This window comes from Rhodococcus sp. B10 (assembly GCF_011770055.1).
GTDB classification, from domain to species: Bacteria; Actinomycetota; Actinomycetes; order Mycobacteriales; family Mycobacteriaceae; genus Rhodococcoides; species Rhodococcoides kyotonensis_B.
Genome location: NZ_JAAFYV010000048.1, coordinates 19,300 through 37,761 on the forward strand (window position 1 = coordinate 19,300; position 18,462 = coordinate 37,761).

Sequence of the window (18,462 nt, forward strand, 5' to 3'; positions counted from 1 at the left end):
CATGAGTGTCCTTCGACCGGACGCCCAGGTGCACTTCGGTGTCTTCTTTCAAGGCGTCAACCACACCACCATCTGGTCCGACCCGCAAAGTGGTTCGCAGATCGATTTCGAGACGTTCCGCAAGATCATCACGACGGCCGAGCGGGGCCTGTTCGACGCGTTCTTCCTCGGTGAGGGTCTGCGCCTGCGCGAGCAGCAGGGCAAGATTCTCGACCTGGACATCGCCGGGCGTCCCGACGCCATCGCGCAGCTCGCAGCGCTCGCAGGCATCACCGAACACATCGGATTGGTTGCGACCCAGAACACGACGTACAACGAGCCGGGCGACCTCGCGCGTCGACTTGCAGGTCTCGACATCCTGTCCGACGGCAGGGCAGGGTGGAATGCCGTCACGACCGACAACGCGTGGACCGGTGAGAACTTCCGCCGGGGAGGGTTTCTCGACCACGAGCTCCGCTACGAGCGGGCAGGCCAGTTCATCCAGGCGGCGCGTGCGATCTGGGATTCCTGGGAGAACGGTGAACCGACTCGGGTGCAGCAGAGCACGTCGCAATTCGACATCGAGCTCGACGCCACGCTCCCGCGGAGCGCGCAAGGACATCCGGTCATCTTCCAGGCCGGCGACTCGCCGCAGGGCCGTGACTTCGCCGCTGCCAACGCCGACGTCATCTTCTCCCGTCACGGAACGCATTTCGACGAAGCGTTGACGTTCGCGAACGACATTCGGTCTCGCCTCCGCAAGGCAGGTCGTCCCGAGGACGACATCAAGATCCTTCCCGGTACCCAGATAGTGTTGGCGGAGAACGCGAACGAGGTAGAAGAGAAGGAACGGTGGGTCCGCGAGGGCCAGTTCACCGGGCCGACGGCGTTGTCGCTCATCGGGCTCGTGTGGGGGCGCGACCTGTCCGATCTCGATCCCGACGGTCCGCTCCCCGCGGACGATCCGGTGCCGGCTCCCATCTCGGCGACGCGTGGTGCTTTCCGCGACGGCAAGGATCCGATCGAATTGGCAAGGGAGTGGCGCGCTTTGGCCGAGGCGAAGAACCTGTCGTTGCGTCAGGTCGCCATCGAGACGACGGCCAGGTCCGGCTTCGCAGGTACACCGGGTCAGGTCGCCGACGAGCTCACGCGGTGGGTACGCGAAGGCGCAACGGATGGATTCAACATCTCGCCGTACATCGTGCCGGGTGGTCTCGACGAGATCGTCGACTGGCTCGTGCCCGAGTTGCAGGAACGCGGGTCCTACCGGACCGAATACACGTCGACGACGCTGCGCGGCCATCTGGGGCTGCGTGAGCCGCTGACCCGCAGGACGTCCGGTGAGACCGACAACAGCGCTGCAGGCTGACGAAACCCGGAAGGCGGTCGGCACGAGACGGAGTGGGCAGTGACAAGGACGGCACCGAAGTTTTCGTGGTTTCTTCCTACCGGTGGCGACGACGAACGCCTCGGTGGTACGTCGCACGGAGTGCGCATTGCGGACAACGCTGCAGCAGTGGATGATTCCGGCCATCGCGACGCGTCGCTCGACTACCTGACTCGTCTGGCGCAGACCGTCGACCGGCTCGGTTTTCATGCGGTGCTGACGCCGACGGGCGCTCACTGCGAGGACGCGTGGTTGGTCACGTCGGCGTTGATCGCGGCGACGGCGCGTCTGAAGTTCCTCGTCGCGTTCCGGCCCGGTGCCGTAGAGCCGGTCCTGTCGGCGCAGATGGTCAGTACGTTCCAACGACTTTCGGGTGGACGTGCACTGCTGAACGTCGTCGTGGGAGGTGACGACGTCGAACAGCGCGCGTACGGCGACACACTCGGCAAGGACGACCGCTACCGTCGAGCGCTCGAATTCCTCGAAATCGCCCGTGCCGTCGGCGACGGCAAGCCTGTCTCGACGTCGTCGGAGTTCTACACCGTCGAGCGGCCGAGCGGCGCCGGTTTCAGTGGCTACCCGCCGGTCCCGCTTCCCGACGTGTACCTCGGTGGATCGTCCGCGGCTGCCGTCGATGTCGCGGCCGCGCAGGCCGACGTGTTCCTGACCTGGGGTGAACCGCCCAATCAGGTCGCCGACAAGATCGCGCACGTCAAGAAGGCCGCACACGACCGAGGCAGGGACATCCGAGGCGGGATCAGGCTGCACGTCATTGCGCGTGACACCGCCGACGAGGCGTGGGCGGTTGCCGAGAACCTGATCTCCGGGCTCGACGACGAGATCATCGCACGCAGGCAGAAAGCATTGCGCGGCATCGCGTCCGAGGGGCAGCGACGCATGCTCGATCTGCACGGTGGTGATCGAAACAACCTGCTGGTCGGGCCGAATCTGTGGGCGGGGTACGGTCTGGTGCGCGGGGGAGCCGGTACCGCGCTGGTCGGCAGTCACGCCGAGGTGGCCGACCGGATTCGCGAATATCAGGCGGTGGGCATCGATGAGTTCATCTTTTCGGGCTACCCCCACGTCGAAGAAGCTGAGCATTTCGGGAGGGGAGTGCTACCGCTGTTCGAATCCCCCAATACTCCGTAGGGAATGCCCCAATTGGCATAAGTGTCGTACGTAGTCGTACACTTGCCAGCGCAACACCATCCAGAGCGACCGAGAGACCTGGCTCTACGACGTCGCAGCAACCCCCCGAACAAGTCGGGAGCGGGTGCTACCGCCGGGAACGATGGAGGAACGATGCACGCTGGATACACCAACAGCTGGGGCCGGATCCACGTGGACCTGTGCCGCCTGGCCGGTGCCACCTGTCGCAGCTGAGCCCTGCCGGCTGACTTTCTTTTCACCACCTTCACCGAAGTCGAGTACACCCATGTCCGTGGGTGTACTCGCGTCTCGAGATCCGGAGTACCTACGTGTCCTCACGTTCCGTTCTGGCGGGAATCGGCGCCCTCGCTGCCGCCAGTGTCGTTCTGACCGCGTGCAGCGGTAGTTCCACGTCGACCACCGCAGATGCAGGCGAGCCCCAGCCCGGCGGCACACTGCGCTACGGACTGTCCGGCGCGCCGACCTGCTCCGATCCCGCACAATCCGGCACCAATCAGACCATCTACGTCATCCGGCAGATCGTCGATTCGCTCACCGACCAGGATCCGGAGACCGGTGAGATCACCCCGTGGCTCGCGGACAGTTGGGAAGTGGCCCCCGACGCGTCGTCGTTCACGTTCACGCTCAAGGACGGCGTCACGTTCAGCGACGGCACGCCGGTCGACGCCGAGGCGGTCAAGGCCAACTTCGACTCGATCGTGAACACGCTGACCACAGCGAAGTCCCCGCTCGGCGGCAGCTACCTGTCCGGCTACGTCGGCACCACCGTCGTCGACCCACTCACCGCGAAGATCGATTTCAACGGTCCGAATGCGCAGTTCCTGCAGGCGACGTCGACGGCGCAACTGGGAATTCAGTCCCTCGCCACCGTCGCCAAGCCGGCCGAGGCGCGGTGCGACGGCAGCAACATCGGCAGCGGCCCGTTCACGTACGCCGACTATCAGCAGGACAGGTCGGTGACACTCGCCAAGCGCACCGGGTACAGCTGGGGCTCGGACGTTTTCGGTCACGACGGCGAGGCCTACCTCGACACCATCGAGTTCACGGTCGTTCCCGAGTCGGGCGTCCGTACCGGCAGTCTGTCGTCCAATCAGCTCGACGCGATCAGCGACGCGCTCCCGCAGGATGCCCCGCAGATCGAGGCCACCGGCGGACGGATCCTGACGACGTCGAATCCGGGCACGCCGTTCGGCATCCAGCCCAACGTGACTCGGGGTGCGCTGCAGGATCCCGAGGTGCGCAAGGCCCTCGTTCCGGCGATCGACCGTCAGGAACTCGTCGACACCATTCTCGGCCCGGACTTCAAGACCGCGACCAGCACGCTGGCCAGTCGGACCCCCGGCTACACCGAACTCGCGGACGTCACCTACGACCCCGAGAAGGCGAAATCCATTCTCGACGCGGCAGGCTGGGTCACGGGAGCCGACGGCATCCGTGAAAAGGACGGCCAGAAGCTGAGTTTCAAGGTCATGTTCAGCGCCGTGTTCGCCGGTAACCAGGCGATCCTCGAGCTCACCCAGCAGCAGCTGCGTGAGGTCGGCGTCGACCTGCAGCTCGAACTGGTGTCGAATGCCGAGGCCACCGCGCGTCAGGGAACCAAGGACTACGACTCCACGTACTACAACAGCACGCGCGCCGACGGTGACATCCTGCGCACGTCGTTCGCCGTCGACGGCCGAAACCTGAACGCCCGCGGCCCGATTCCCGATCTCGACGCGTCGCTGACCGAGGAACTGGCCACCACCGATACCGCAGAACGCAACGAGATCATCGGTCGCGCGCAGCAGCAGGTGCTCGACAACGGTCTGTGGATCCCGACCATCGAGCTGTCGCAGGCGATCGGTGCAGGCCCGACCGTGCAGGACCTGAAGTTCGAGGCGTCGGCCCGTCTGCAGTTCTTCGACACCTGGCTGAGCGGACAGTAGCCATGACCCGGTACCTCGCACAGCGTGTCCTGCAGGCGATCGTCGTTCTGTGGGCGGCGTTCACGATCTCGTTCGTCGTGTTGTTCCTGCTCCCGTCCGATCCGGTCAGCATCGCGGCCGACGGCGGGGGAGCAGGCACCCCGATCGACGCCGCCGCGATCGCGGAGTTGCAGGCGCGGTACGGCCTCGATCAGCCGGTGTGGATTCAGTATTGGAACTCGCTCAGCGGCGCTGTCCGAGGTGACTTCGGGTACTCGATCGCCACAGGGCAGAAGGTGACTACGGCGATCTTCGACGCACTGCCCAGCACGCTGGCGCTTGCCTTCAGCGCCCTCGTGCTGGCCGTGATCTTCGGCGGAACGGTCGCGTTCTTCGCGACGTACACCCGCGCAGGATGGTTGCGCAACATCCTGTTGTCGATCCCGCCGCTCGGGGTCGCCGTCCCGACGTTCTGGGTCGGACTGCTTCTGCTGCAACTGTTCTCGTTTCAACTGCGACTGTTTCCGGCGTTCGGCGACCAGGGGTTTCCGTCGCTGGTGCTACCCGCGATCACGCTGGCATTGCCGACGGGCGCCGTCATCGCTCAGGTTCTCGCGACGTCCATGACGACCACGTGGAAGCAGCCGTTCGTCGAATCGGCTCGCGCCAAGGGTGTCTCGCGTCTGCGCGTGCAGACCAAGCATGTCGCCCGGCTGTCGTCGATTCCCGCGTTCACCATTGCAGGTGTCCTCGTCGGCAACCTCCTCGCCGGATCGGTGGTCGTCGAAACGGTCTTCTCCCGGGCAGGCGTCGGACGATTGACGCAGACCTCGGTGATGGCGCAGGACATTCCCGTAGTCCAGGGCATCGTCGTCCTGACGTCGTTGGTGTTCGTGGCGATCAACCTGCTGGTCGACGTGCTCTACCCGTTGATCGACCCGCGCATCGTCGCGGAGTACAAGAAGCCGGAAAGCCCTGCGAACGCAACGAAGGAGAAAGTCGGTGTCTGACACTCTGATTCGCGAGGTCCTCACGCCAGCGCGGTCGTCCACGCCGTCGGTATCCGCTCCGCGTCGTCGCTCGCCGCGGGCCTGGCTGAAGAACATCTGGCTCGTGCTGTCGGCGGTCGTACTGCTCCTCGCCGTCGGGTTCGCCCTGTTCCCGTCGGTGTTCGCCAGCGGCGATCCGTTGAGGGGCGTACCCGCCGAGAAGTTGCAGGGCCCGAGCGCCGCCCACTGGTTCGGCACCGACAACATCGGACGCGACGTGTACACCCGCGTCGTGCACGGCGCGGGACTGTCGCTGACGGCGACGCTGCTGGCCGTAGGAATAGCCCTCGTCGCGGGCTCTCTCATCGGATTGCTGTCCGGTGCCGTCGGCGGTGTGCTCGACGCCGTACTGATGCGCATCGTCGACGTCCTGCTGTCGATTCCGGCATTGCTACTGTCACTCGCTCTCGTGACCGCGCTCGGCTTCGGTACCACCAACGTCGCCATCGCGGTCGGTGTCTCGCTCGTCGCGAATTTCGCCCGCGTCATGCGGTCCGAAGTGCTCAGGGTGAGGCGTTCGCTCTACGTCGAGGCGGCATACGCGTCGGGCGTGCGGTGGTACGACGTGTTCCGACGCCATATCCTGCGGAACAGCTACGCACCTGTGATCGCGCTGGCCGCAGTCGAATTCGGTATGGCGGTGCTGGCGGTGTCGTCGCTCAGCTTCCTGGGCTTCGGGGCGGTCCCGCCGACTCCCGAATGGGGTTCGTTGATCTCCGAGGGACGTAATTTCCTCGCCACGGCGTGGTGGATGACGACGCTTCCCGGCCTCGTCATCGTCGCCGTCGTGCTGTCCGCCCACCGCGTCGGACACGCCATCGAAGGAGGAAAGCGATGAGCCCGATCCTCGAGGTCCAGGGCCTCCAGGTTTCCTACGGTGAGTCGACGGCGGTGCGCGGCGTCAGCCTGTCCGTCGAGAAGGGCGAGGTCGTCGCAGTCGTCGGTGAATCCGGTTCGGGCAAGTCGACGACGGCGCACGCCATCATCGGTCTGCTCGCCGGCTCCGGACACGTCACCGGAGGCACGGTCACGTTCGACGGGGACCGCATCGACGACGCGTCGGAGAAGACGCTCGATCGTCTCCGCGGCGCACACATCGGACTGGTCCCGCAGGATCCGACGACGTCGCTGAATCCGGTCATCCGCATCGGTGACCAGGTCGCCGAAGTGCTTCGCGTGCACGGTCTTGCGACCAAGCGATCCGCGAAAGTCGAAGCGATCCGTATCCTCACGGAAGCGGGCATCGACAACCCGGAGGTCCGCGCTCGGCAGTACCCGCAGGACCTCTCCGGTGGTCAACGCCAGCGTGTACTCATCGGAATTGCCCTGGCGTGCAGGCCGGAACTAGTCATCGCCGACGAGCCGACCAGCGCGCTCGACGTGACCGTCCAGCGCCGCATTCTCGACCACCTCGATGCGCGGATCGCGGAGACGGGCGCTGCGGTTCTGCTCATCACGCACGATCTCGGTGTCGCCGCAGACCGTTCGGATCGGCTCGTCGTCATGAGCAAGGGCGAGATTGTCGAAACCGGCCGCACGGCAGACGTTCTCGCGAATCCACAGCACGAGTACACCAAGTCTCTGCTCGCCGCGGCGCCCAGTCTGAGTACCGAGGTGCGGCAGGAGCGTCCGGCGTCGGATCCGATTCTGACCGTGTCGGACGTGTCCAAGACGTTCCGCATCGGCCGCGGTGTGTCGCTCGACGCCGTGAAGACGGCGTCGATCACCGTCGAACGCGGCCGGACGCTGTCGCTCGTCGGTGAATCGGGCTCGGGCAAGTCCACTCTGGCGCGCATCTCCATCGGTCTCGAGACACCCACGTCGGGGTCGGTGACGTTCGACGGGACCGAGGTCTCCACGTTGAAAGGCTCCGCGCTGCGAGCGCTGCGTCGCCGCGTGCAGATCGTCTACCAGAACCCGTACGCGTCACTGAACCCCAAGTTGAGCGTCGAACAGATCGTGCGTGAACCGCTCGACGCATTCAAGGTCGGTTCGTCGGCGGAAAGAACAACGCGCGCAGCAGAACTGCTCGACCACGTCGCGCTCGGGTCGGACTATCTGCACCGTAGACCTGCCGAACTGTCCGGCGGCCAGCGCCAACGCGTCGCGATCGCCCGCGCGTTGGCGCTGCATCCGGAACTGCTCGTTCTCGACGAGCCGGTGTCGGCATTGGATGTATCCGTGCAGGCGCAGATCCTGACGTTGCTCTCGAATCTGCAGGACGAACTGGAGCTCAGCTACCTGTTCATCTCACACGATCTCGCGGTGGTCAGGCAGATCAGTGACACCGTTGCCGTCATGCAGTCCGGATCGATCGTCGAATACGGCACGACCGCAGCAATTTTCGATTCACCCCAGCGTGAGTACACGCGCGAACTGCTGGCAGCGATACCGGGCACCCACAAGGAGACACTTCATGCCTGACAGAGCTTTCCTCACTGCTGTCGAATTGCAGGGCACCGGCAGGCATCCGGCGTCCTGGCGGCGAGCGGATTCCCGCGCAGAGGACCTGTTCACCGCGGCTTACTGGACCGAGCTTCTCGAACTCGCCGAGCGTGCGGGCGTCGACTTCGCGTTCATCTCGGATTCGTTCGCACGCGGGGCGCACACGACCGCGTCATTCGGCCAACTCGACGCCGCATCAGTCGCAGCACGCGCCGCGGCAGTCACCTCGTCGATCGGACTGATCCCGACGGTCACCGTCACGCACACCGAGCCGTTTCACGTCTCGAAGCAGGTTGCGAGCATCGACTTCGCATCGCACGGTCGCGCAGGTTGGGAGGTTGCGGTGTCACCCGGCGTCGACGACGCGAAGGCGTTCGGCCGCAAAGGTGTTCAGGACGCGGCCGATCTGTGGCGCGAAGCCGACGACGCGGTCGAGGTCGTGACGCGGCTGTGGGACAGCTGGGAGGACGACGCGGAGATCCGCGACCAGAGCACCGGGCGGTTCATCGATCGAGACAAGCTGCACTACATCGACTTCGAGGGCGATTACTTCTCGGTGAAGGGCCCGTCGATCACGCCGCGGTCACCGCAGGGGCAGCCCATCGTGGCGGTGCGCGTCGCCGACGAGCATTCGCTGGCCGTCGCGGCCGCGCGCGCCGACGTCGTACGCGTCACGGCAGCGACCACCGCCGAGGCTGCCGTCGTCGCCGCGCGTGTCCGGCGGGCCGTCGTCGCACAGGGGCGCGACCCGGTGAACGTGGCAGTCCTGCTGGACGTCGACGTGCTCGTATCCGACTCTGCTGCAGCAGATGTCGAGCAGCTGGACTCGTGGGAGCCGTATGCGTCGGACACCGTGCGGTACGTGGGTGACCGCGCCGGGCTGGAGGCGGTGGTGACGGAACTGTCGGGAATCGTCGACGGCGTGACGTTCCGGCCGCTGGCCCTGGTATCCGGTGTTGCCGCGCTGCCGAAGTCGGGCGGCGGCGCACCCGGACTGCTGAGGGAACGTCTCGGCCTGTCTCGTCCGGTGAACCGTTATGCAGAAGGAGCGTTGTGATGGTCGAGCGTAGGAAACAGATTCACCTCGGCGCGCATTTTCCCGGCGTCAACAACACGACGGTGTGGAGCGATCCGGCGTCGAAGAGCCAGATCGAGTTCGACTCCTTCGTCCATCTCGCGAAGACGGCCGAACGCGGTCTGTTCGACTTCTTCTTTCTCGCCGAAGGACTGAGGCTGCGCGAGCACCGGGGCAGAATTCACGATCTCGACGTCGTCGGGCGTCCCGATACGCTGATCGTGTTGAACGCGCTTGCCGCCGTCACGACGCATCTCGGACTCGCAGGCACGATCAACACGACGTTCAACGAACCGTTCGAGCTGGCCAAACAGTTCGCGACGCTCGATCATCTGTCGAACGGCCGCGCCGCGTGGAACATGGTGACGTCGTCCGACGCGTTCACCGGTGAGAATTTCCGCCGGGGCGGCTACCTGGACCGGAAGGATCGGTACGTACGCGCCCGCGAGATCATCGACGTCGCACGGAAGCTGTGGGACAGCTGGGGCGAGGACGACCTCGTCGTCGACCGTGAGAAGGGGATCTTCGGACGTACCGACGCGGTCGGCCGCGTCCGACACAGTGGGGAGCAGTTCGACATCGACGCTGCGTTCACCGTCCCGCGAAGCCCGCAGGGCCATCCGGTTCTGCTGCAAGCAGGAGATTCCGACGAAGGCCGCGAGTTCGGCGCAGCCAAGGCCGACGCGATCTTCACGGTCCACGGAACACTCGAGGCCGGGCAGGCGTTCTACACCGACGTGAAGGGCAGGCTCGCGAAGTACGGCCGTGCGCACGACGATCTGAAGGTGCTGCCCGCGGCCACGTTCGTCCTCGGTGACACCGACGCCGAGGCGCACGAGCGTGCCGACGTCATCCGCCACCAGCAGGTCGGACCGCAGACTGCGATCTCGTTTCTCGAACAGGTGTGGGGCCGTGACCTGTCGTCGTACGACCCCGACGGACCGTTGCCCTCCGAGGATCCGGCGGACGACGTCAACATCACGCGGGGCCGCGTCCGACACGGCGATCCGGTTCAGGTTGCGCGTGAGTGGCGCGAGCGCGCCGAGGCGAAGAACCTCAGTATCCGCGAATTGATCATCGAGGTGACGACGCGTCAGCAGTTCGTCGGTACTCCCGCCCAGGTGGCTGCAGAGATCGACAGCTACGTGCAGAACGACGCGTGCGACGGGTTCATCCTCGTCCCGCACATCACCCCGGCCGGCCTCGACGAATTCGTCGACAAGGTGGTTCCGCTGCTGCAGGAACGTGGCAGCTTCCGCACCGAGTACAGCGGCACCACGCTGCGCGAGCACTTGGGACTCGCCCACCCGCACGACACCCACGAGCGTGAAGGAGTACGAGCGTCATGACCACTACGGTCCACAGCTTCGAAATCCAGTGGAACACCTGGCACGCCGAGCGGGAGAGCTACTATCGTGACCCGCTCGGCTGGGTCGCGCTCACCGGATTGTATTGGCTCACCGACGAGTTCGAGACCGTCGCCGACCTTCCCGGCCGATGGAAGGCCGACGCGGATGCCGTTCACATCGAGGGTCTGGACGTCGAGCGTCTGGAACCCGTCGAAGGTGCCCCCGGCATTCTGGTCGAGGACGGTGAGCGACGCATCGAGGTCATTCGTCGGACCGGGTCGGTGGCATTGCGTGTGCACGATCCGAAATCGCCTCACCTGCAGTCGTTCCAGGGCTTTCCGACGTACGCGCCCTCCGAACGATGGACTGTCACAGGCACGTTCACGCCGTACCCGGAAGCGAAGATCGTGACGACGGGAGCCGTCGTCGAAGGCTTGGAGCATCATCACACCGCCGTCGGAACCATCGATTTCGAGTTGGGTGGTGAGCGTCAGCAGTTCGTCGCATTTGGCGGTAAAAAGGGTGGACTGCAGATTTTGTTCACCGACGCCACGAGTGGTGTGACGACCTATCCGGCGTCCCGTTCGCTCGCGGTCGAGGATCCGGATGCCGATGGTCGTGTCACTCTCGACTTCAACCGGGCGTCCAACCTACCGTGTGCGTTCACCGACTACGCGACGTGCCCGGTCGCTCCCGCGGAAAACAAGCTGACCGTCGCCGTCGAAGCAGGGGAGAAGACACCGGAATTCGAGGTCCCTGCGTGACGCGAGTGCCGCTGAACGTTCTCGACCTGTCGCCGATCAGCGAGGGGTCCACTGTTCAGCAGGCTCTGCGCAACACTCTCGATCTGGCGCGGCAGACCGAGGAGTGGGGTTACGAGCGGTATTGGGTGGCGGAACACCATTTCGTGGCTGCGGCGAGTTCGTCACCTGCCGTTCTCATCGGTCTGATCGCTGCTGCTACCAACAGGATTCGCGTCGGATCGGCTGCGGTGCAGATCGGTCATCACACGGCCGCGTCGGTCGTCGAGGCGTTCGGAACCGTCGCCGCGCTGTACCCGGGGCGGATCGACCTGGGTATCGGCAGGTCCAGCCAGCGTCGCACGGAAGCATCGGCGGACGAGGGTGCGCCCGATGCCGCCGGCGTGCTGCGATCGGAGCGGCGTGCGGAGGTCGCGCACGTCCTCCAGCACCCCCATGCGGAGATACCCGACTTCGACGAGCAGGTCGGTGATGTCATCGCATTCCTGAACGACGACTTCACGACGTCGTCGGGGCTGGCGCTGACGGCCACACCCGGCGCGGGCGCCGACGTCGAACTGTGGTTGTTCGGAAGCAGCGGCGGACAGAGTGCGCAGGTCGCGGGCGCGCGCGGTCTGCCGTTCGTCGCGAACTATCACGTGAGCCCCGGGACGACGCTCGACGCCGTCGAGGCGTACCGCGCGGCATTCGTGCCGTCGTCGACTTCACGCGAACCGTACGTCGTAGTATCGGCGGATGTCGTTGTCGCCGAGTCGGATTCGCACGCAGCATATCTGGCGTCGTCTTTCCCGCAGTGGGTGTACAGCATTCGCAGCGGCCACGGCGCGATTCCGTACCCGGATCCGAAGACCGCAGAGCCGCTGACCGACGAACAGCAGGTTTTGGTGGAAGATCGGGTCGCGACGCAATTCGTCGGGTCCGCAGCGACTGTCGCAGCGAAGTTGGACGGTCTGCAGAAGGCGACGGGCGCAGACGAACTGGTGGTCACGACGATCACTCACGATCACGCGGACCGGCTTCGGTCCTACGAACTGCTCGGCAAAGAGTGGGGCTTGCCGCGGTTGCGGGTCTGAGTTCCGCATCGATGGACCGCGGCATCCGATAGACAGGTACAACGGACCAACGATGCAGCACGAAATGGGGAACGAAGCATGACACGGACAGCAGTAGCAACGGCATTCGGTGGACCCGAGGTAGTACGCATCGTCGACGAGGCGCTCGCGAAACCGTCTGCAGGACAGGTGCTCGTCGAGGTCAAGGCAATCGGCGTCAACCCGTTCGACTACAAGGTGTACAGCGGTGCGTTCGGCACCGACGAGTCGACGCTTCCCCGGCACCTCGGGAGCGAAGCGAGTGGCGTCGTTCTCGAGGTGGGCAGTGCGGCGACCGGGCCTGCGGGTCCCATCTCGGTGGGCGACGAGGTCATCGTGTCGGGCGCTCAAGGAGCCTATGCGGAGAGGCTGCTGGTGCCCGCCGACGCAGTCCTGCCGAAGCCCGAGTCTCTCGGTTGGGAAGAGGCAGCAGGCCTGTTGGTCGTCGCGGGGACGGCCTACGACACGCTGGTGGTGACGAACGTCGGCAAAGGCGACACCGTCCTCGTGCACGGCGCAGCAGGAGGCGTCGGGTCCGTCGTCATCCAGCTGGCGACGGCGAGGGGCGCGCGGGTCATCGGGACAGCTCGCCAGGTGAATCACGACGAACTCCGCAGCCTCGGGGCCGAGCCCGTCGAATATGGTGAGGGCCTACTGGGTCGAGTGAAAGAGCTCGCTCCCGACGGCGTCGACGTCGCGATCGACACCGTCGGTACCGACGAGGCCGTCGACGTCTCACTCGAACTCGTCGCCGACAAGCAGCGGATCGTGACCATCGCGGCCTTCGAGCGTGCGGGCACGGACGGCTTCCAGTCCGTCGGCGGTGGAAACCCGGAGAGCGCAGAACGACGAAAGAAGGCGCGTCTGGACCTCGTGAACTCCGCAGGAGCAGGGGACATCAGCATCACGATCGCGAAGACGTTCCCGCTCGACGACGCCGCCACGGCGCACGCGGAGCTGAAGGCCGAGCACCCACGGGGGAAGTTCGTACTGATTCCCTGACTTCTCGCGCGGAATCTTCGGCAGCTCCTGCTCGTTGGTCCGTAGCGTGGGCAACAAGTACTGGGCGCTACTCGCGTCGGCGATCACGGTGGAAGTAACCGCGTCCCTGTCGATGAAGGCAGCTGTCGACACACCGGCGTGGTACGCGGTCGTCGTTGCAGGTTATGGCGCGTCGTTCGTCTTTCTGTCGTTGATCCTGCGTGGCGGGGCACCGATCGGCAAGACGTACGGCATCTGGGCTGCGGCCGGTATCGCGTTGACGGCGATCCTGGGTAATGCGATCTTCGACGAGGCGCTCACCGCACCGATGATCGGGGGCATTCTGCTGGTCATCGCGGGCGTCGTGCTCGTCGAATTCGGCGCGGGTCGGGCTGCACGGCGTGAGGTGACTACCTGATGTGGTTCTTTCTCGCCGGCGCCATCGTCACCGAAGTCATCGCGACGCTGTCGCTGCGCGCGTCCGAGGGTGGTCGTAAGAAGCTGTGGCTCGTCCCGGTCGTCGTCGGCTACGGCGCCGCGTTCACGTTTCTGGCGCTGGCCTTGTCGGCAGGAATGGGGATCGGCGTGGCCTACGGCGTGTGGGCAGCATCAGGCGTCGCTCTGACGGCCATCGCGGGCAAGATTCTGTTCAAGGAGCCGTTGACGGCCATGATGTCGGCCGGGATAGCGCTGATCATCGGCGGTGTGCTGCTGATCGAGACGGGATAGAGCTCGTAGGGGTCGACCGGCTACCGAAGCAACTCGAGCGCCAACGCGTCGTTGTGGCGGAAGAATCCTGCGTTCGTCTGCGGCCGGGGAAACGCCGACGACCAATTGTGCCCGGCTACCCATGGCCCGACGGCGTAGCGCTGTTCGTGAACCGAGCCGTCGGCCTTGATGATTCGAGATCTGCCGTCGACCGAGATCTTCGCGGCGCTGCGCTCGTTCGCTCGGATCTCCACCATCTCGCCGCGGGAGTGCAGGGTACGCAGCAGCGCATCGCCACTTGACCGGATCGACGCGACCGGAAGGCGGGCGTCGACAAGTGTTCTCGCCATTATGATCTCGGGATGGGCTGCGCTCTGCGCGACGAATACCCCGTCCGTGGTGTCGGCGCTGAACGTCGTGTCGGGGCCGAGGAACCTGACGACGCCGCATGACGCCAGGGCGCGCAGTTGCTCGAGCCGTTGCGGAGGTGGACCGCTGGCGACGAAACTGAAGAAGGAGTGCAGCCAGCCTTCGATGTCCATGGCGACCGACGCGGCCGGAATGCGGCCGCGGCGCAACAGTTCTCCGGTGGTCATGTAGACCGACAGCAAAGCGCTGAACACTGCGGCGTCGCTGCTGTAGTGATGATCGGCACGGCGTGCGAGATCGTCGTCGATGTATCCGATGATGCGCGCGGTGGCGTCGTCGACGTCGTCGTAGGACTCACCCGTCAACGGTCGGTCGATCAGGTCGAGATCGATCCGGTCGTCGTCCTTGGGCACGAACGCCTCCACGAGTCGGCGTGCCTCGTCCGATCCCCACTTGAGGGCAGCGAACCGCGCGTCGAAATCCGCCCACTCACCGGTAATGCGTTCTGGATGGGAGGCGAACAGCTCGTGAAAGTGGGCTCCCGCAAGCTCTTTCGCGGCCAGTGGCCAGACGTCGCGTCGGAAATCGAGCCACCCGTCGCCGGGAAATGCGTCGGCGGTGAAGTACTTGGGCAGCGGAGGTCGGGCGGCGGCGATGTCGTACCCGATTTTCGAGTGATACGGGACGCCGCGTCGCGAGCCCGCGTAGACGATCGGTTCGCGCCCGGAAGGCTCGTAGATCAGGTCGCCGTCGATGCCACGAGAGAACACACCGCCGCGGCTCTCGGCGAGCAGAACCATCCAGTCGATGAACGCGAGTCCGAGACCGGCGACGAGGATCGGCTCGTCCGACGGCACGACGTCGGGATCGAGGTCCGCGGTGTACCCGGGACCCACGTACGTCAGGTCGTGCGAATCGGCGAACTTCTGCAGGTAGGTCTCGGCCGACGACGGAAGAGCGTCCGGGTGACCCTGCGCGAGGACGACGACGTCTACGTCGAGCGTCGAACCGTCGTCGAGAGTCAGTGTCTGCGAGCCGTCCGGTGAGTCCGCGATGTCGACGACGGTGCTGCGGTGGACGTCGACCGTGGCCGGTGCATCGGTGACGGCCTGCGCGAACACCCACTCCAGATATCGGCTCTGCAGTGTCCGCGACGCGAAGGACTGGGCCGTGAACATCTCGAGTTCCGACGCTACTTCGGGATCCGACTTCAGTGTCCCGATGTTCGACAGGACCCACTCGGCCAATGTCGGGCCGGGCTTGATCGGGCCGTCGACGGTCGTCGTCTCGTCGGTGAACATCGTGACGTCGGCGGCGACCGAGTTCATCCAGAGCAACGGGGGCTGGCTGCCGCGCCAGATTCGGCCCGCGCCTGCGGGGAAGGGATCGACGATGTGAATCGATGTGGTGTCGGCCGCGTCGGTGTCCGCGAGATGGGCGAGCAGGCGTTCGAGCATACCGGTACCGCGAGGGCCTGCGCCGACGATCGCGATGCGGTGCTGTTCGGGAATGCTCGTCATGGTGCCTCGATCGACTCTGTCTCGTGTCCAACGAAACCCAGGGGAATCTGGGAGATCAGCACGACAGTAACCATGTCCGTCCGTGATCCCACACGCAGGTATCGACCCAGAATCACGGTGATTTTATTCCTGGTGCCGTTGGCGTTGTGTTCTTAAAATTGCGCGTTTGGAGAGGGATTCGACAGCGAAAGGCACACGCAGGATGACTTCCGCCGGGCGCCGCAGAACACTCAAGACCGTCACCGGCGTCAGCGGTGGTCAGGACATCTACGACCTTGCCGTCGATCCGACGCAGTCCACCCTGGCGACGTCGGTGGAGGTCGCAAAGATCGCCGAGCACAACAGGATCGACGCGTTGTTCGCAGCCGACCTCTTGAGCTTCGGTGCACAGGGTGCGATCGGTGCGCAGGAACCGTTGATCTACCTGGCGGCGCTTGCTGCGGTGACGAAACACGTCGGACTGATCGCCACGGTGACCACGACGTTCCACCACCCATACAATCTGGCCCGGCTGTTCGGGACCCTCGACCACGTCAGCAACGGTCGAGCCGCGTGGAACGCGGTGACGTCGTCACTCGGTGAAGAGAACTACGGCGACCAGAATCTGCCGAGCCCGGAGGAGCGGTACGCACGCGCCACCGAATCCCTCGAGGTGGTCCACGCTCTGTACGACAGCTGGAAACCCGGTGCTCTGACGCCGGGTCCGGACGGTGCCGTGCTCGACGCGTCGCTCGTGCAGCCGATCGACTACCGCGGGAAGTACTACACCGTGCAGGGGCCGCTCAACATTCCGTCGCTGCCGCAGGGACGGCCGGTACAGTTCCAGGCCGGTCAGTCCGCGGGAGGAATCGAACTCGGTGCGCGGTTCGCCGAAGTGGTCTTCACGTCGCTCGCGACGCTCGAAGATGCGGTCACCTACACGAAGACGATCCGTACTCGCGCAGCAGAATTGGGTCGCGGGGGTGAGCTCCCGCTCATCTTCTCGTCGTTCCATGCCACTTACGGCGCTTCCGAGGCGGAGGTGCGACAACTGCTGAAGGAGCGGGAGGAGTCGACCGACTTCGACGCCGGGCGCGCTCGGCTCGCCGACATGCTCGGCGGGGAGATCGATCTGACGGAGCTGCCGCTGGACAAGCCGATTCCGGTCGATCTGCTGCCCGACCCGAAGACCGTGAATCGCCGACGCGGCCGCGTCGAAATCTTCGGCAAGCTCGCGGCGGAGGGAAAGACACTGCGCGAGTTGATCATTGCGTCGAAGGACACGGGTCACTGGGCCGAGGCTGGGACACCCGATCAGCTGGCCGACGCGATCGCGCAGCGCTACGACGCCGGCGTTCTCGACGTCATCTCGATCGGCGGCCTCGCCGACCCACGGACTCGTGACTTCGCGTTGAACGGGTTGCTGCCGGAGCTACGGCGTCGGGGAATCGTCGGTCGCGACTACCTCGGTGCTACGTTCCGGGAAAACCTGGAACTGCCGCAGTTCGAATCTCGGTGATTCGAACTGTTCCACTCGGTGGCGTCACGGTGTTCGATAGGGGACATGACGTGGATGAAGCGAGTGTTCGACCTGCGGTGGTTCGACGATCACTCGGCGCGTGGCCTCGCCTGTGCGCGGGCCGCAGAGAATCTGTCCGTCCACGGCTGACTGCCAGGGCTCGTCAGCGAGGTGAGACGCCGGTCGCGACGGGCCTGTTCGGTTGATTCGACCACTGCGACCACGAACCCGGGTACAGAGCCGCATCGACCCCCGCGATCGCCAACGCCGCGATCTGATGTGCCGCAGTCACTCCCGATCCGCAGTAGACGGCGACGTCCGCGCCGGCGGAGTCGAACCGCTCACGCAACGCATCGGCAGACAGGAACCGTCCGTCGGCGTCCAGGTTGGCGGCAGTCGGTGCGTTGATCGCGCCGGGGATATGGCCGGCCTTGGGGTCGATCGGTTCCGTCTCACCCGAATAGCGCTCGGGTGCACGTGCGTCGAGCAACGTGCCGGAGTAGCTCGCGATTTCGTCGGCCGTCAGCGTCGGAAGGTGACCTGGGGTCAACTCCACGTCGCCGGGCGCAGGGATCTCGTCGCCCGACGCGGTCTCGAAACCCGCCGCTGTCCAGGAAGTCAGTCCGCCGTCGAGAAGAGTGACGTCGGTCAAGCCGCCCCACCTCAGCAGCCACCAGGCGCGTGCAGCGGCGAGATTACCGGTGTTGTCGTACGCCACGACGCGGGAGCCGGAACCGATTCCCCAGCTACGCGCGGCGTTCTGCAGGTCGGAGATCTCGGGGAGCGGGTGGCGGCCGTCGGACGGTTCGCCGTGGCTCGCGAGCTCGTTGTCGAGGTCGACGAACACGGCACCGGGAATGTGTGCGTCGCGGTAATGCTCACGGCCCTCGGAGTCACCGAGAGCCCACCGGACGTCGAGCAGAACCGGCGGATCATCGCTCGCCAGTTGCGCTTTCAACTCGTGTGCGTCGATCGTGACAGTCACTCTGTTCCTCTTCTCTCGCTGGCAGGAAGCGGCTGCGCCGCACGTGCGTGGGAATGTATAGAGGGCTATACGGCGGTCTCAAGCAGTCATCGCAACGTGCCTGATCATTGGGGGATGGTTGCGATGGGACGTCCGGTGTACACCCATGAGGTGCGGATGCTGTTCTGGGTTCTGTTGGGTTGGGGCTCGAC

The 18,462-nt window shown here is 65.3% G+C and carries 17 protein-coding genes and 1 riboswitch; of the genes, 15 read left to right on the top strand and 2 right to left on the bottom strand.

Annotated features, from left to right (window positions below):
* The first annotated feature begins 1 nt into the window (after position 1).
* The 14 genes from RhoFasB10_RS23780 to RhoFasB10_RS23840 all read left to right on the top strand — a co-directional run bounded on the left by RhoFasB10_RS23780 (position 2) and on the right by RhoFasB10_RS23840 (position 13,920).
* On the top strand, positions 2-1,348 hold the full coding sequence (locus RhoFasB10_RS23780; RefSeq protein WP_167678905.1) for an NtaA/DmoA family FMN-dependent monooxygenase: 1,347 nt from the start codon (positions 2-4) through the stop codon (positions 1,346-1,348).
* A gap of 39 nt (positions 1,349-1,387) precedes the next feature.
* Positions 1,388-2,515: an LLM class flavin-dependent oxidoreductase gene (locus RhoFasB10_RS23785; RefSeq protein ID WP_167678907.1), complete on the top strand. Its 1,128-nt coding sequence runs from the start codon at positions 1,388-1,390 to the stop codon at positions 2,513-2,515.
* 53 nt (positions 2,516-2,568) lie between these two features.
* A riboswitch (SAM riboswitch) is annotated at positions 2,569-2,664 on the top strand.
* 4 nt (positions 2,665-2,668) lie between these two features.
* Positions 2,669-2,749: a putative leader peptide gene (locus RhoFasB10_RS26850; RefSeq protein WP_346764474.1), complete on the top strand. Its 81-nt coding sequence runs from the start codon at positions 2,669-2,671 to the stop codon at positions 2,747-2,749.
* A 95-nt stretch (positions 2,750-2,844) separates the two neighbouring features.
* Complete coding sequence (locus RhoFasB10_RS23790; protein WP_167678909.1) at positions 2,845-4,461, top strand: ABC transporter substrate-binding protein; 1,617 nt, start codon at positions 2,845-2,847, stop codon at positions 4,459-4,461.
* Between the two features lie 2 nt (positions 4,462-4,463).
* Positions 4,464-5,450 carry an ABC transporter permease gene (locus tag RhoFasB10_RS23795; protein ID WP_167678911.1) on the top strand — a complete coding sequence of 329 codons (987 nt, stop codon included), beginning with the start codon at positions 4,464-4,466 and terminating at the stop codon, positions 5,448-5,450.
* 85 nt (positions 5,451-5,535) lie between these two features.
* Positions 5,536-6,327: an ABC transporter permease gene (locus RhoFasB10_RS23800; protein ID WP_240931432.1), complete on the top strand. Its 792-nt coding sequence runs from the start codon at positions 5,536-5,538 to the stop codon at positions 6,325-6,327.
* Entirely contained in the window at positions 6,324-7,913 is a 1,590-nt protein-coding gene (locus tag RhoFasB10_RS23805; protein WP_167678914.1) for an ABC transporter ATP-binding protein, read from the top strand. The genes RhoFasB10_RS23800 and RhoFasB10_RS23805 overlap by 4 nt, the downstream gene beginning before the upstream one ends.
* Positions 7,906-8,991, top strand: coding sequence for an LLM class flavin-dependent oxidoreductase (locus tag RhoFasB10_RS23810; RefSeq protein ID WP_167678916.1), 1,086 nt, complete (start codon positions 7,906-7,908; stop codon positions 8,989-8,991). Before RhoFasB10_RS23805 ends, RhoFasB10_RS23810 begins: the two co-directional genes overlap by 8 nt.
* Positions 8,991-10,358 carry an NtaA/DmoA family FMN-dependent monooxygenase gene (locus RhoFasB10_RS23815; protein WP_167678918.1) on the top strand — a complete coding sequence of 456 codons (1,368 nt, stop codon included), beginning with the start codon at positions 8,991-8,993 and terminating at the stop codon, positions 10,356-10,358. Before RhoFasB10_RS23810 ends, RhoFasB10_RS23815 begins: the two co-directional genes overlap by 1 nt.
* Positions 10,355-11,122 carry a DUF1684 domain-containing protein gene (locus RhoFasB10_RS23820; protein ID WP_167678921.1) on the top strand — a complete coding sequence of 256 codons (768 nt, stop codon included), beginning with the start codon at positions 10,355-10,357 and terminating at the stop codon, positions 11,120-11,122. The genes RhoFasB10_RS23815 and RhoFasB10_RS23820 overlap by 4 nt, the downstream gene beginning before the upstream one ends.
* A complete protein-coding gene (locus RhoFasB10_RS23825; protein ID WP_167678923.1) occupies positions 11,119-12,192 on the top strand; it encodes an MsnO8 family LLM class oxidoreductase in 1,074 nt (357 codons plus the stop codon). Before RhoFasB10_RS23820 ends, RhoFasB10_RS23825 begins: the two co-directional genes overlap by 4 nt.
* A gap of 78 nt (positions 12,193-12,270) precedes the next feature.
* Positions 12,271-13,212: an NADP-dependent oxidoreductase gene (locus tag RhoFasB10_RS23830; protein ID WP_167678925.1), complete on the top strand. Its 942-nt coding sequence runs from the start codon at positions 12,271-12,273 to the stop codon at positions 13,210-13,212.
* A gap of 46 nt (positions 13,213-13,258) precedes the next feature.
* On the top strand, positions 13,259-13,609 hold the full coding sequence (locus RhoFasB10_RS23835) for an SMR family transporter (RefSeq protein ID WP_084423558.1): 351 nt from the start codon (positions 13,259-13,261) through the stop codon (positions 13,607-13,609).
* Positions 13,609-13,920 (top strand): multidrug efflux SMR transporter, encoded by a 312-nt coding sequence (locus tag RhoFasB10_RS23840; protein WP_068422008.1) that lies wholly within the window; start codon positions 13,609-13,611, stop codon positions 13,918-13,920. The genes RhoFasB10_RS23835 and RhoFasB10_RS23840 overlap by 1 nt, the downstream gene beginning before the upstream one ends.
* Positions 13,921-13,940: 20 nt before the next feature.
* Here the strand turns inward: RhoFasB10_RS23840 and RhoFasB10_RS23845 are convergent, their stop codons facing one another.
* The gene (locus RhoFasB10_RS23845; protein ID WP_167678927.1) at positions 13,941-15,788 is read right to left on the bottom strand and encodes an FAD/NAD(P)-binding protein; all 1,848 of its coding nucleotides are present in this window, start codon (positions 15,786-15,788) and stop codon (positions 13,941-13,943) included.
* 202 nt (positions 15,789-15,990) lie between these two features.
* Between RhoFasB10_RS23845 and RhoFasB10_RS23850 the strand changes: the two genes are divergently transcribed.
* Positions 15,991-17,286 carry an NtaA/DmoA family FMN-dependent monooxygenase gene (locus RhoFasB10_RS23850; RefSeq protein WP_167678929.1) on the top strand — a complete coding sequence of 432 codons (1,296 nt, stop codon included), beginning with the start codon at positions 15,991-15,993 and terminating at the stop codon, positions 17,284-17,286.
* Between the two features lie 163 nt (positions 17,287-17,449).
* Here the strand turns inward: RhoFasB10_RS23850 and RhoFasB10_RS23855 are convergent, their stop codons facing one another.
* On the bottom strand, positions 17,450-18,271 hold the full coding sequence (locus RhoFasB10_RS23855) for a sulfurtransferase (RefSeq protein ID WP_167678931.1): 822 nt from the start codon (positions 18,269-18,271) through the stop codon (positions 17,450-17,452).
* Positions 18,272-18,462 lie beyond the last annotated feature (191 nt).

What these genes read in the sequence shown, in the direction of transcription:
- RhoFasB10_RS23840 (WP_068422008.1), top strand. Translation starts at nt 13,609, where the DNA reads ATGTGGTTCTTTCTCGCCGGCGCCATCGTCACCGAAGTCATCGCGACG.
- RhoFasB10_RS23815 (WP_167678918.1), top strand. Translation starts at nt 8,991, where the DNA reads ATGGTCGAGCGTAGGAAACAGATTCACCTCGGCGCGCATTTTCCCGGC.
- RhoFasB10_RS23795 (WP_167678911.1), top strand. Translation starts at nt 4,464, where the DNA reads ATGACCCGGTACCTCGCACAGCGTGTCCTGCAGGCGATCGTCGTTCTG.
- RhoFasB10_RS23805 (WP_167678914.1), top strand. Translation starts at nt 6,324, where the DNA reads ATGAGCCCGATCCTCGAGGTCCAGGGCCTCCAGGTTTCCTACGGTGAG.
- RhoFasB10_RS23845 (WP_167678927.1), bottom strand. Translation starts at nt 15,788, where the DNA reads ATGACGAGCATTCCCGAACAGCACCGCATCGCGATCGTCGGCGCAGGC.
- RhoFasB10_RS23780 (WP_167678905.1), top strand. Translation starts at nt 2, where the DNA reads ATGAGTGTCCTTCGACCGGACGCCCAGGTGCACTTCGGTGTCTTCTTT.
- RhoFasB10_RS23830 (WP_167678925.1), top strand. Translation starts at nt 12,271, where the DNA reads ATGACACGGACAGCAGTAGCAACGGCATTCGGTGGACCCGAGGTAGTA.
- RhoFasB10_RS23820 (WP_167678921.1), top strand. Translation starts at nt 10,355, where the DNA reads ATGACCACTACGGTCCACAGCTTCGAAATCCAGTGGAACACCTGGCAC.
- RhoFasB10_RS26850 (WP_346764474.1), top strand. Translation starts at nt 2,669, where the DNA reads ATGCACGCTGGATACACCAACAGCTGGGGCCGGATCCACGTGGACCTG.
- RhoFasB10_RS23850 (WP_167678929.1), top strand. Translation starts at nt 15,991, where the DNA reads ATGACTTCCGCCGGGCGCCGCAGAACACTCAAGACCGTCACCGGCGTC.
- RhoFasB10_RS23810 (WP_167678916.1), top strand. Translation starts at nt 7,906, where the DNA reads ATGCCTGACAGAGCTTTCCTCACTGCTGTCGAATTGCAGGGCACCGGC.